12 protein-coding genes are annotated in these 12,979 nt (G+C 67.1%); 4 read left to right on the forward strand and 8 right to left on the reverse strand.

Annotated features, from left to right (window positions below; all coding sequences use genetic code 11):
* Nucleotides 1-25: 25 nt before the first annotated feature.
* The 6 genes from OG326_RS29790 to OG326_RS29815 all read right to left on the reverse strand — a co-directional run bounded on the left by OG326_RS29790 (nt 26) and on the right by OG326_RS29815 (nt 6,621).
* On the reverse strand, nt 26-1,372 hold the full coding sequence (locus tag OG326_RS29790) for an FAD-binding oxidoreductase (protein WP_327140453.1): 1,347 nt from the start codon (nt 1,370-1,372) through the stop codon (nt 26-28).
* The gene (locus OG326_RS29795) at nt 1,369-2,373 is read right to left on the reverse strand and encodes a hypothetical protein (protein WP_327140454.1); all 1,005 of its coding nucleotides are present in this window, start codon (nt 2,371-2,373) and stop codon (nt 1,369-1,371) included. The genes OG326_RS29790 and OG326_RS29795 overlap by 4 nt, the downstream gene beginning before the upstream one ends.
* A complete protein-coding gene (locus OG326_RS29800) occupies nt 2,370-2,735 on the reverse strand; it encodes a RidA family protein (RefSeq protein WP_327140455.1) in 366 nt (121 codons plus the stop codon). Before OG326_RS29800 ends, OG326_RS29795 begins: the two co-directional genes overlap by 4 nt.
* On the reverse strand, nt 2,732-3,829 hold the full coding sequence (locus OG326_RS29805) for an alpha-hydroxy acid oxidase (RefSeq protein WP_327140456.1): 1,098 nt from the start codon (nt 3,827-3,829) through the stop codon (nt 2,732-2,734). The genes OG326_RS29800 and OG326_RS29805 overlap by 4 nt, the downstream gene beginning before the upstream one ends.
* A complete protein-coding gene (locus OG326_RS29810) occupies nt 3,826-5,262 on the reverse strand; it encodes an amino acid permease (RefSeq protein WP_327140458.1) in 1,437 nt (478 codons plus the stop codon). Before OG326_RS29810 ends, OG326_RS29805 begins: the two co-directional genes overlap by 4 nt.
* 189 nt (nt 5,263-5,451) lie before the next feature.
* Nucleotides 5,452-6,621 (reverse strand): hypothetical protein, encoded by a 1,170-nt coding sequence (locus OG326_RS29815; RefSeq protein WP_327140459.1) that lies wholly within the window; start codon nt 6,619-6,621, stop codon nt 5,452-5,454.
* Between the two features lie 169 nt (nt 6,622-6,790).
* Here OG326_RS29815 and OG326_RS29820 point away from each other — a divergent pair, with 169 nt between their 5' ends.
* Nucleotides 6,791-7,390: a TetR/AcrR family transcriptional regulator gene (locus tag OG326_RS29820; RefSeq protein ID WP_327140460.1), complete on the forward strand. Its 600-nt coding sequence runs from the start codon at nt 6,791-6,793 to the stop codon at nt 7,388-7,390.
* Between the two features lie 9 nt (nt 7,391-7,399).
* On the opposite strand, the gene OG326_RS29825 is transcribed toward OG326_RS29820, so the two are convergent.
* Nucleotides 7,400-8,674 carry an NAD(P)/FAD-dependent oxidoreductase gene (locus OG326_RS29825; protein ID WP_327140461.1) on the reverse strand — a complete coding sequence of 425 codons (1,275 nt, stop codon included), beginning with the start codon at nt 8,672-8,674 and terminating at the stop codon, nt 7,400-7,402.
* A 224-nt stretch (nt 8,675-8,898) separates the two neighbouring features.
* Here OG326_RS29825 and OG326_RS29830 point away from each other — a divergent pair, with 224 nt between their 5' ends.
* Both OG326_RS29830 and OG326_RS29835 read left to right on the forward strand, forming a co-directional pair.
* Nucleotides 8,899-10,767 (forward strand): hypothetical protein, encoded by a 1,869-nt coding sequence (locus tag OG326_RS29830; protein ID WP_327140462.1) that lies wholly within the window; start codon nt 8,899-8,901, stop codon nt 10,765-10,767.
* A gap of 65 nt (nt 10,768-10,832) precedes the next feature.
* Nucleotides 10,833-11,582 carry a GNAT family N-acetyltransferase gene (locus OG326_RS29835; RefSeq protein WP_327140463.1) on the forward strand — a complete coding sequence of 250 codons (750 nt, stop codon included), beginning with the start codon at nt 10,833-10,835 and terminating at the stop codon, nt 11,580-11,582.
* A 10-nt stretch (nt 11,583-11,592) separates the two neighbouring features.
* Here OG326_RS29835 and OG326_RS29840 read toward each other — a convergent pair whose 3' ends face one another.
* Nucleotides 11,593-12,381 (reverse strand): CHRD domain-containing protein, encoded by a 789-nt coding sequence (locus OG326_RS29840; RefSeq protein WP_327140464.1) that lies wholly within the window; start codon nt 12,379-12,381, stop codon nt 11,593-11,595.
* A gap of 316 nt (nt 12,382-12,697) precedes the next feature.
* On the opposite strand from OG326_RS29840, the gene OG326_RS29845 reads away from it, so the two are divergent.
* Entirely contained in the window at nt 12,698-12,979 is a 282-nt protein-coding gene (locus OG326_RS29845; RefSeq protein WP_327140465.1) for a hypothetical protein, read from the forward strand.

The following is a 12,979-nucleotide window of genomic DNA, read 5'->3' on the forward strand; positions in this document are numbered from 1 at the left end:
GGCCGATCGCGGCGGAAAACGCTTGTCAGGCGTCGAGGATCTTGCCCGGATTGAGCAATCCGTATGGGTCCAGGGCCTGTTTGACGGTGGTCATGATGTCCACGGCCGGGCCGTGCTCGGCGCGCAGGTACTTCTTTTTCGTCAGGCCGATGCCGTGTTCACCGGAGGCGGTGCCGCCCACCGCGAGAGCGTGCCGCACCACCTCATCGGAGAAGCGCAGCGCGGTCGGCAGCGTCGTCTCGATGTAGGGCACCACCACATGGACATTGCCGTCCCCGATATGGCCCGCGACGCTGATATCCAGGCCGAGTTCCGCGCCGAGCCGGGTGGCCGTGCCGACCGCATCGGCAATGCGCGAGTAGGGCACGGCGGTGTCGGTCACGAGGAAGCGGTGTCCCGGACTGCGGGCCTTGAGGGCGAAGAACAGTTGGTGGCGGTCCTCCCACAGGGTGTGGCGCTCGGTATGGGTGCGGGCCACATCGATGCCGTGCGCGTGGTACGCGCGGCAGACCCGCTGGATCTCACGCTCGTCCGCATCGGCCGCGGCCGACGAAGCCGCCTCCAGGTCGATGAACAGGGCCGGTGACTCGGCGTATCGGCTGCCACGAAAAACGTTGACAGCGGCCATGCTCGCGGCGTCGACGAACTCGAGCCGGCTCACCGGCACCGCGAGCCCGAGCAGTTCGACCGCCGCGGCCACCGCCTCCCGTACCGTCGGAAACGAAATCCGCAGCGACCGCAACCATTCCGGAATCGGATGCAATCGCACGGTGAGTTCGGTGATGACCGCCAGGGTGCCCGCCGACCCGATCACCAGATCCTTCAGGTCGTAGCCGCTGGAGCTCTTGCGCACCGCCCGGCCCAGCCGCGCGACCCGGCCGTCGGCGAATACCGCCTGCAGCGCAGGAACATTGGCGCGCATACCGCCGTACCGCACACTCGTGGTGCCACTGGCATTGGTCGCGGCCATCCCGCCCAGCGAGGCGTCCGCGCCGGGATCCACGGTGAATTGCAGGCCGAATTCGGCCGCCGCCGCATTGAGCCGGGTGCGGGTGACGCCCGGCTGCACGGTGGCGGTGAAGTCGGCGGGCGCCAGGTCCAGAATCGAATTCGCCTGCGACAGATCGAGAATCAACTCATCTCCGCGAGCCAGCAGATGACCCTCCAGGCTGGTGCCCGCACCGCGGGCGATCAGCGGCGTGCGGGTATCGCGTGCCCACCCGACGACCGCCAGCACGTCGTCGAGACCGGTCGCGTAGGCGATGCCACGCGGGCGGCGGCCGAGGCGGCCGGTCTCGTCGGCGGTGAACTGATCGAGCACCGCGGGCCGGGTGTCGATATCGAAGGGCGTGCCGTCGAACGCTGTGGTCACCCGCGTTCCAGAATGGTGGTGACCAGCATGGTGTGATCCTCCATCCGCCGCGTCACCGACCAGCCCAGCTCGGCGAAGGCGCGTTCGTATTCGAGCTGCGTCCACAGCCGCACACCGGTGATGGTGTGGTAGATCTCGTAAGTCGGTGAGAACCAGGGCTGTTGGGTCCAGTGCTCGGCCTCGAGCAGATAGCCGTCGCCGATGACGAGGCGGCGCACATTGGGGAACCACTCCATCCAGCCGCGCAGCACCGCCGCGATGCCGTCGCCGTCGCTGGCGAGCTGATGCAGCAGGAAGAAGGACATGGCCGTGGTGACGCTCTCCCGGTCGATCTTGCCGAGCCAGGCGGGCAGCTGCGGTTCCGGTTGCACCGAACCCGGCAGCAGCGTGATCCGATCGGAGAGTCCGAGTTCCGCGACGTCGACGGTCGCGGCGTCGATCACCTCGTCCTCGATATCGACACCGAGGAACTGTTCCCGCGGCGCCAGCCCGGCCAGCGCCTGGACCCGTCCGGCGTCGGCGCACCCGAGATCGATGGTGCAGCCCGGGGTGTCGGCGGCAATCGAGGCGCCGATCGTCGCGAATATCTCCGGCCGCCGCCGCGCGATATCGGTGCAGGCGCGCGCCACCTCGCCGGGTTCGGTTGCGGCGGGGATGTATTCGTCGTGTGCGGCGCTGGAGAGCCGCCGGAAGGTCGGTTCCCAGCCGCGGACCGCGCACCGGACGAAGCCGCGGTTCTTGCCGACATCGTGGCCGGTGTGGGTGAGGTGGTAGCGGTGGCCGCGCCGGGCCAGGAAGCCCGCCCGGACCAGGCCGTGGGCGACGGTCTGCTGGATACCGGTGCTGGGCGCGATGGTGTCGCCGCCGAGCAGCGTTGTCCACCAGCCCCAGTCGTCGGCCGCGACAATGAGCTGACCGGCGGTCTGGCCCTCGATGACGTCGCGGATGGTGAAGTCGCCGATGCCGGCGTGGGGATGCACGAGCGGTGTCACTGCGGTCATGATGATCTTCCTCGAGCTGGGGCGATGGCGATCGCCTGGATTTCGATGAGCAGCCCCTCGATGGGCAGGGTGGTGACGGTCGTGGTCCGCGCCGGTGCGGCTGACGTGAAAAATTTGCTGAAGGCGGCATTCCAGGCCGGAAACCATCGGCGGTCGGCCAGATAGCATTCGAGTTCGAGTACCTCCTCGCGCGAACTGCCGGTTTCGGCCAGTACCGCATCGAGCTGGTCGAATACCGCGGCGGCCTGCTCGTCGAAGGTGGTTGCCGACAGGGCCATGGTGGCGGGGTCGATCGCGGCGAGGCCGGAGGTGAATATCAGCCCGCCACCACTGCGGAACGAGGGGAACGGCGCGGCGCTCACGGGACTGCCCTCGTAATGCGGGCGGCGTCGATATCGCCGATCGTCGCGGCGCCGGAGAGGATCATCAGTGTCCGCAGCTCCTCGGTCAGCAGCTCCAGCACCCGATCCACCCCGGCCTCACCGGCCGCCGCGAGTCCATAGATGGCCGAGCGCCCGATGATCACCGCGTCCGCGCCCAGTGCCAGCGCCAGATACACATCGCTGCCGGTGCGGATTCCGCTGTCCAGCAGGATCGGCAGTTCGGTCCCCACCGCCGCTCGAATACCCGGCAGCATATCCAGACTCGCGGGCGCCGGATCCAGCTGGCGGCCACCGTGATTCGACACCACCAGCGCCGAAGCACCCGCGGCGAGCGCCCGTTCGGCCGCCGCCGGCGTGAGAATGCCCTTGGCGATCCACGGCAGTCCGAAATCGGCCGCCGCATCGGTCAACTGATCCCAATTCCACACGGAGCCACCCTGTTTGAGTAGCTGCCCGAATACCTCGGCAACACCCGGAGCGCCGTTCTCCCCGGTGAGGTTGCCCGCGAACAGGCGCTGGTCCGGGTCGAAGCGATTACCCATATTGCGGGTGCGGAAGCCGCCGACCGGGCAGTCCACCGTGACGCAGAGCGCCTCGAAACCGGCCCGCCGCACCCGGTCCGCCACCGCGGCCGCATGCGCGAACGGGTGCAGCTGGGCAATGCGCGCGGCGCGCGGGGCGACCGCGTGGACCTCTTCGTAGGAGAAGCTGCCGGCCTCGGGCACGATCGACAGTGCGCCCCGATGCTGGGCGGCCCGGGCGACGGCGAGGTGACCGTCGGGATGGAACAGTGCGTCACCACCGAAAGGCGCGGTGATGACCGGGGTTTCGAGGGACATCCCCAGCAGTTCGGTCCGGGTCGAGGGGGTGGCGACACCGCTCATCGGTTCGGGCAGAATCCGCCAGCGGCCGAACGCCGCCAGATTGGCGCGCAGCGTGATCTCCTTGCCCGCACCGCCTTCGACGAAGTCGAGAACATCGGAGTCCAGCGCCGCGGCCGCCGCGCGGTGGATCTCGTCGTGGGTGCCGAAGGTGACCTGGGTCGGATAGAAGCTGTCCAGCTGCGCGGTCACGCGGCACCTCCCGCGGCGACCACGGAGTGCCGGCGGCCGTAGGTGAGGTAGAGAACTCCGCCGACGGCACTCCAGATCACGAAGCGCAGCCAGGTCAGCGTCTCGAATGTGGTTGCCAGCCAGATGCATCCGGCGATCGCCACAATCGGCACCAGCGGCATGAGCGGGGTCCGGAACGGTCGCGGCCGATCCGGATCGGTGCGGCGCAGGATCATCACGCCCAGGGCGACGATGAGGAAGGCGAACAGCGCACCGATATTCACCAGTTCGGCGACGGTGTCGATCGGCGTCAGCCCCGCGACCACCGCGATCACCGTGCCCAGCAGCAGACTCAGCCGCACGGGAGCGCCGCGGGAGCTGGTGCGGCACAGCGCCTTCGGCACCAGTCCGTCGCGGCTCATGGCGAACAGCAGCCGGGTCTGCCCGTAGAAGACCATCAGCAGGCCCTTGGTCAGCGCGATCACCGAGGCCACCAGGATCACCTTGCCGATCCACCCGGCGCCGATCGCCGCCAGCGCGGTAGCCACCGGCGCGGAGTTGTTCAAGCTGGAATACGGTGCGACACCGGTCAATACGGCACTCACCGCGATATATAGCAGGGTCGCGATGACCACAGAGCCGATAATGCCCCAGGGCATGTCCTTACGCGGATTACGGGTCTCCTCGGCCGAGGTGGCGACCACATCGAAGCCGAGATAGGCGAAGAAGGCCATGGCCGCCCCGCCCGCGATGCCATTGACGCCGAACGGCATGAACGGCGCCCAGTTGCCGGCGTGCACATGCGGCGCACCGACCGCGATCACCACAATGAGGACGGCAATGGTCAGGGCCACCAGTGTTTTCACCACCGCGGCGGCGATCTTCACTTCGAAGACCAGTACGGCGACGATGAGTCCGACGATGACAACCGCCGGAAGATTGACTACTCCGCCATCGCTGGGCCCCGCCGAAATTGCCTTCGGAAGGGTGACGCTGAAAAGCGATTTCAGGGCCGCACCGAATAATCCGGACCAGCCGATGGCAATTGCCGCCGTGGCCACCGCATATTCGAGCAGCAGATTCCATCCGACCAGGAAAGCCGGGACCTCACCCATGGTCGAATAGGTGTAGGTATAGGCGCTGCCGGAGACCGGCGTCATTGCCGCCAACTCGCTGTAGCACAGCGCCACCAGCACGCAGATCGCCCCTGCCAGCAGAAATGACAGGACGATCGAGGGTCCGGCCTTGGTTGCCGCGGCAACGCCGGTGGTGACGAATATGCCGGCGCCGACAATGGTTCCGACCCCCATGGCGATCAGATCGGTACGCCCGAGAGTGCGTTTGAGCGCCCCATCGGTTGTTGCCGCCGAAGCGATCGAGGCGTCGGTACTGCGTACGCGGAATGCGGTCGGCCGCCGCGTGGCGGAGGGCCCGACCCGGGTGGGTGCTGCCATGACTGGAATCCATTCGCTGGGAATGTATTTGTTTCTTGTGTATTCAGTGAACCAACCGAAGTTTGTGTGCCGATGAACGCAAGTAACGAACCCGTTTCGTGATTTCAGCGAAATGTGTTGTGGCACAACATGTTTCAGACATGCGAATACCGCACGCCGATAAGTGCGTGCGGAATGCGGCGACCCGGTCTATGCGATTGTCGAAGGCTGCAGAACGAGGAGGGAGTCCGCGGCGCGCGCCGTTGCGCGCCTGCGGACGAGCGAGGTGACCGCGGCGACCACGATCAGAACCGCGGCCGCGGCCAGTACCGCATCGCGCATCGATGCGACGGTGGCGACAATGCCCAGACCGATGGTGCCGACCGCCGCGCACAGGTAGGCGACGGCCGCGAAGCGCGAGGAGATCCGGGCATGCTGATCGGGTGCCGTTGCGGCACTGACGATCCGGAGCCCGGTGCGATACGCGATGCCCTGACCACACCCCGCGATCACGCCGCCGCAGAGCAGCAGCGGCAGGCTCGGCACCCACGACACCGCGGCCGCGATCGCCACACCCGCGATGATGATCAGCTGCGCCGTAACCGGCTCGGCGGGCAGGGTATTCGGCGTCAGGACACGCTGTGCGACCCAGGCGCTGACCAGATACAGGGTCACCGGCAGCGCCAGCAGGGTGAGGTTTTTGGTGCCCAGCAGCTCCGCACCGTAACTCGGCAGCAGCGCGACCACCAGACCGGCGGACACCCACGCGGCGATTCCGGTGAGATACCCCGCCAGCGGAGCTTCGCTCTCGACATGGGGGGTCTGCGCCCTGCGCGGTGGAGCGGCCGGTCGTGTTGCGCGATCGGAAAGCACAAGCAGCGCAACAGCTCCGAGCAGCAGCGCGTGCACCAGGTACACGGTGACGCCCGGCGCGGGCAGATACTGCGCCAGGCCCGCCGCCGCGAAGGTACCCAGCGCGGAACCGAATACGGTCGCGCTCGCCATCGCCGTGCGACCCCGCTCGCCCCGGCGCTCCAGGATCAATCCGGCCAGCGATCCGGTCACCAGACCGACCGAGAGTCCGGCGCAGATCCGCGCCACGCAGGCGGGCCAGGCCGAATGCGCCACTGCCATAGCAAGATCCGCGGCCATCCCGAAGACGCTGCCCACGCCGATCCGCCACCACCACCCGCTGCGCGAGGGTGGTGTCCCGAGTATCGACAGCGTCGGCGTGAGCGCGAACAGGTAGGCCGCGAAGATCACGGTGATGAGCAGCGGCGCCAGCGACCAGGCGTGCCGGTAGTACGGCATCATGCCCGTCGCCATATTGGGCTGCGCCATGATCAGCACCAGGAGCGCGCCCGGAACCGCTGCCCTCATCAACCCTCCCAAGTGAGGAGATCTTCTCGGTTAGAGAATAGACAATTGAGAAGAACTTCTCTACTCGAGGGCGGATGATGGTCTACGTCAGCACGCGGCGCGGCGCGCCCAGGACACCGATTTCGACCCACTCGCCCCGGCGCCGCAGGTGTTTGTGCAGGATGGAAGCGTGCCCGTGAATACCCGCAGCGATGCCCAGCGCAGCCGAGTGCTGCTGGTCGACGCGGTCCGCAATCTGCTGCAGGCCGGTCGGATCGGCTTTTCGATACCCGAACTCGCCGCCGAGGCGGGCGTCGGCGTGGCCACGGCATACCGGCACTTCCCGACCCCGCAGGATGCGATGCAGGCTTTCCATCGCCGCGCCATCGAACAATTGCTGGAAGCCTTCGCCGAGGTCGATGCCGCGGCCGCGGCGGATCTCGATCCGGTCGAACGCTTCCACCGGTTCTGCCGCACCTGGGTCGAACAGGCCATGCAGTGGGGCCCGGCGGTGCGCTATATCCGCAGCAGCAATGGCTTCATCGAACGGCTCGGGGATGGCGACGAGGCGATCACCGCCATGCACGACCGGCTCGCCGATGTGCTGAAAGCGCTGGCGCGCGAAGGGAAGACGACCGAATTCGACGTCACCTACGCGGTGCTGCTGTGGATCACGATCTTCGACGAACGCGTCGTCTACGACCTGGCGGAGCACCGGCACTGGCAGCGCGCCGAGATCACCGACCACCTCACCCGTGCCGTCGCGGGGGCGCTCGGCGTCAAGGTGTGAGCTCCGGGATCACCGCGGCGGGCGGACCGTCGACAGGGTCGGCTTCTTATCGTCTTCCCAGGCAATGCGTTTCGGATCACCGTGGCATTCGACCAGTGCGGCGTGATCACGATCCATGTAGTCCCAGGCCCACGACATGAAGGCGTCGACCTTGCTGTGCGCACCGCTGAGCAGTGCGGCGTGCACGCCCAGCCAGGCCGCACACGCCACCGGGCCGTGGATGTGATGACGATGCTCGCCCACCTCGGCGATCGCGGCGCCGCGGCCGATCATGGCCATAATGCCTTTGTCCTTGTAGTGGAACGGCTTCCGGTCCTTGTCCGTGATCTCCCGGATGATGTTCTCGGCCGCCCACACCCCGGACTGCTGTGCCACCGAACCGAGTTGCGGAAGCGTCTTGCCCTCTCCGTCATGAATATTCGCGACGTCTCCGATCGCGTAGACGCCCCAGTACCCGTCGACCGTGAGGTCCGCGGTCACATCGATGCGCCCGCCGTGCCCCGGTGCGACACCGCATTCGTGCGCGACCGGCGAGGCCGATTCCCCGCCGGCCCACACCGTGGTCTGCGTCGCCAGCACCGTCCCGTCACTGAGCTGAACGCTCCCGGCCTCGATCTTGCTCACGCCTACGCCGAGTTTCACCTTCACACCGTGTTCGGTGAGCTTCTCGAAGGCATATTTGTGTGACCGCTCACTGAACGGCGCCAGCAGCGCATCACCGTGATTGACCAGGTAGACATCGGCCGCGCCGCCCGCATGCTCCATCGTGCGCAGCGCGGCGAACAGTTCGGCGAAGGCTCCCGCGGTCTCCACACCCGTCGGCCCGCCACCGGTGACGACCACATCGAGCGGGCCCGAACGCGTTTCGAGCATGGACCGCACATGCAGGCGCAGCCGCTCGGCATCGACGATCGAGTACAGGGGGAACGAATGTTCCGCCGCCCCCGGCGTTCCGAAGAAGTTCGCGCACGCGCCGGCGGCCAGCACCAGGTAGTGGCCGGTGACGGTCTCGCCCTCGCCGGTCGTCAGCGACCGGGAGCGGAAATCGATATCCACGATCTCGGACTGGATCAATCGCACATTCGGCTGCTTGGCGAAGATCGCCGCCAAGGGCCGCGCGACATCCTCGGCGGGGAGCTGCGAGGTCGCCACCTGATACAGCAGCGGCTGAAACTGGTGGTAGTCATTGCGGTCGACCAGCACGACGTCGACGCCGGCCGAGGCGAGCTTGTGCGCACACGCAACTCCCGCGAGACCGGCCCCGGCTATCACTACAGACGTCATCCCCCCACCTTGCCAGCCGAAGCTGTGTGTTTCCCGCCTTTGCCGAACGAATATGCGATGAAGACCTTGTTACCACCCGCGCAGAGCCCCACCGTCCGCCTGACCGGTGAAGTCCATCCAATGGCCGGTGCAGTCATTACGACCGGAACATGATCGCGGGAAGATTCGACGATCAATAACACTGTTCGGTACCGCTGCGGTACTTGAAGGTATTCGGGGTTGCCATGCAACAACACCCACTGCTCGCCTCGGCCGCTCTCTGCGCCTGCGCGGCCATCCTCTTCACCGGATTGGCCCCGGCGGCCTCCGCCGACGACGGCATTCGCCACGAGACCGCCGCGGGCGACAGCGACGGGATCACCAAAAGCGTTGTGTCCTACGACTATCCGATGCTGCCGGGATCGCTGCCGCACAGCGCGAAGTGCGATCGGACGAAGTACATGCGCTGGCGGCTGGACGACGGGCCGGAGGATGCCGATGACGCCGATGCGATCATCGTGATCCAGCCCGGCACCGTGGAGGGCGGCGCCGCCTTCGATCCACTGGCCCGCAATACCCTGCGACAGCTGAAAGCGCAGGGCAAGCGCGCGGAAGTCTGGGGTCTGGACCGGCGTGAGAACTGCGCCGAGGACACCACCGGACTGGACGCGGCGATCGCGGCGAAGGACTACCGGATCGCAATCGACTACTACTACAACGGAAAAGAGATCGACGGTCAGCGATTCCAGGGCTGGTCCTCGCAGCATGAACCGGCGCTGGCGGATATGGGCATGGGCCAGATCGTGCGCGATATGCAGTTCGTGCTCACCCATGAGATACCGCTCGCCGCCGACCGCAAGAAGAAGGTCTTCGTCGGCGGGCACTCCCAGGGCGTATTCCTCGCCGGGCACTTCGCGGCCTGGGACTTCGGCGGTGATCCCGCGACTTCCGGTGGCGCGGTGAAGGATCAGGTCGCCGGCATGTTCGGGCTCGACGGAATCCTCGGCGCCGACTATCAATTCCTCGGCGACACCATCGTCAAGGACGCGTGGAACCTGATCGGCGGCCAGCCCTATCCACTGGTCGTCGAGGGACTGCGGAGCGGAATCATCCCGCGCGCCATCGACGGCGGCGCCCTCGGGCAGGCCGTCGGACTCGGCGAGGTCGGGTTCCCCGCCATAGCCGAGGTCGCCAAGATCGCCGGCATTGCCGCCCGGTTCGAACCGGATGCGGAGAGCGAGCTACTCACTCGAATTCCGCAGGGGCTGCAGAACTTTCCGACCGGGCTGGTCGACGAACTGGCCGGGCGCGCGTTCATCACCCAGGACTATCTGAAATTCCTTACCGGGCAAACGGATCCGACGAAGCTGCGGGCCACGAATATGGCGCTGCTCGGCACTCTGCTGGATGACAACTCCTCGCCGATCGTCGCCATTCAGGCCAGCTTCGGCGGGGTGGATCCGGGCGGGCCGGTGGGCGTGAAGAGCTTCCCGATCCCGGATGTGCTGCGCCGGATTCCCCTGCTCGGCACGCTCGTCGACTTCGGCGGCGGTGCGAGTACGAAGATCGCGCCGCTCGCCGCCGATGGCCAGACCGTCTACCGGTGGCTCGACTACAACCAGGTACCGGAGGCGGGCTTGTACACCGTCGATGGAGTCCGCTATACCGATCCCACACTGGAGATCGCGTCGGCCACCAATTTCGCCGATTCCGTCGGTACCTCGGTGGACGGGGTCGGCTTCATCGATTCCTATGAAAACCTCCGTCATCTCATCGATCTCGGATTCCTCGCCGCGGGCTACCGCGGTGGTGAACTGGCAGGTTTCAAGAATCCGCATTGGCAGGACACCGTGCCCGTGCTGACCATTCTCGGCGGCAAATCGTTCGGGGCTTTCCGCGGCCTGCCGAGGTTCTTGGACAGCAAGGACACCGTGATCGCGCCGAGCGCGAGCCATCTGGACACCTTCTCCACGGCCGCGGTGCAGAACGGCGGCCGGCCCGACGTCCCCGCCACCAGCCTGGCCAATTTTGTCCTGCAGCACAGTGGTGACGCGCCCGCGAAACCACCGACCACAATCCTGGACTCCCTCGAAACAGGCTCCGGCGGACGCTAGAAACGCGAACACTCAGCTACCATCCCCTGCGGCCGAGCGCGCGGCCCGACACGGAGGAGGCCGAAATGGATGCGGGCGGGGAGGTCATCGAGGCAATCCTCGATCGCGACGGAAACCCGCTCGGCTATTTCGAACGGGATGAACGCGGGGGGCGGCCGTGGGCGGATGAATTGTGCTGTGCCGCAGAGGTTTCGCCCGGTGCCGCTGCGGCCGCGATCGTGCGGTCCCTGGCGGGCTGGGGAGCCACGGTCGCAGGCGGATTCGGGAGCGATCTCGTCGATGCCGGCGCCAGGCGGCTGCGGACATTCTTCACCTACACGCTGTCGCTGTCCCCGCCGATTCCGGAACCGAGGTTGCCCTCGGGTCTGCAAATCCTGCCCGCCGGGCAATTTCCCCCCGAGGCCCTGTACGAAGCGCTGCTGGCCGCCTATCCCCCGGGGCATCCCGATCACGACGACGATGCGCCCGCATCACTCGACGGGCTGTACGACGGGACGCTCATGGGTCCCCTGCACCCGTGCAGCGCCGTCGCCTGGGACGGTCGCCGCGTGGTCGCGGCGGTCCTCGTCCAGGATGCCGAGGGCAAGCCGCCATTGGCGGGCCCGTGGATATCCGAGGCATTCCGGCACCCCGGACCCGACTACGCCGGACTCGGGGCGCTGCTCCTGCACTGCGTGACGGCCCGTGCCAGCGACGCGGGCCTGACTGCACTGGGGTTGTCGGTCACCGACGGCAATCCGGCGCAGGCGGTCTACGAGCGGCTCGGCTTCACCCGCACCGCCCGCTGGACAGACCTCGAATTTCCCAACGCCTGAATCCTCGTGCCTACCCGGTGACGTTCGCACACAGAATGGGCGCGAACAGCAGCGTCGGGGTGCTTCCGTCGAGGATCTGGCTCATCGGACCCATATGCACGTTCACGTACCAGCCGGTCGCCGGAGGCGCGGTGGCGACATTGTCGACGGTTGCCGTCAGCGAACCGTCGCCGGCGCCGTCGGCCTGCAGATCGGGTAGCGGGTAGAGGACTGCGCCCTGGGCCGCACAGCTTCCGGTGTGGATGTGCACGGCGTGGGCACTGCCGGCGGGCAGGCCGGTAGCGTTCACGACCACCTGCAGACTGTGCTGGGTGCCGTCGTAGGTGAGCTTGACCGTACCCGCGGGAGCCTGGCCGTTCTTCTGTGGCGCAGCGACTTTCAACGTCACCGGCCCCGCCTGGGGTGTGTCCGCGGGAATGTCCGCGCAGCCGATCGGTGTGAAGCTCACGTCGGTGGCTGCGCCGAGCTGGGCGCTGGGCGCCAGGTGAATGTTCAGATACGACCCGCCGGGGATTCCGCCGGGGGCCGGCCCGCTGACCACGCTCTGCCGGATCGCCCCGGAGGCGTCGGCGGTGATGTCCGGGAACGGCACCGACGGCGGCTGCGTCTGATCGGCACAGGTACCGGGATGGATATGCATGGCATGGCTGCTGCTCGGTGTGAAGCCCTGCATATCGATCGCCGCGGTGACGAGCGTCGTGGCCGGATCCCAGCTCAGCACCGCCGTCCCGGTGGGCATGCTCTCGAGCTGCAGCCCGCCCTGCGCGGTGGCCGGAGAACCAGTGGATACGGAGGTCACCGGAGGACTGGTCGACGGTGACGTGGACGAAGTCGAAGAGGTCGAACAGGCGGCCGCCGCGAGCACACCCACCGCCGCACTGCACAGAATCGCGCCACGAAGCATAGGAATCATCCCTTGAATTGGGTGAAATCGGTGGCTGAGATTCTGACGCTAGGCTCGGTGCGAGTGACCTGTCAAGGCGCGTCGAAAGACGTTGGCGGAGTATGCGTTCACATGGAACTCACAGCTCCGGAGGTGCTTTTCCACGCGCCGCCTCGGTTAGAGTTCGCGCACGGCGACCCCTCGGTCGGCGTGCGCGAACAGGAGAACCACTATGCCACCGTCCCGGACCGGGAGATTGCTCGCCGAAGGTATTGCAGTAGCGAGCCTCTGCTTCGCGGGCGGGGGTGTGATCGCCGCGGGTGATTCGGCGGCGGAACCCGTGACGCTGGTGGCCGGTACGGATGCCGGATCGTCGCTGTCACCGACCGGTTTCGCCGCGGGATCCGCGGAGGGCGGCAAGCACTTCTGCGATGCGGGCGGCATCGCGGTCAGCCTCAGCGGCAATTCCAGCGTGACGTGCAAGGGGATCACCAGCGGCAGCGGCGGGGCCTGA

The sequence above is a fragment of the Nocardia sp. NBC_01327 genome (genome assembly GCF_035958815.1).
GTDB lineage: Bacteria > Actinomycetota > Actinomycetes > Mycobacteriales > Mycobacteriaceae > Nocardia.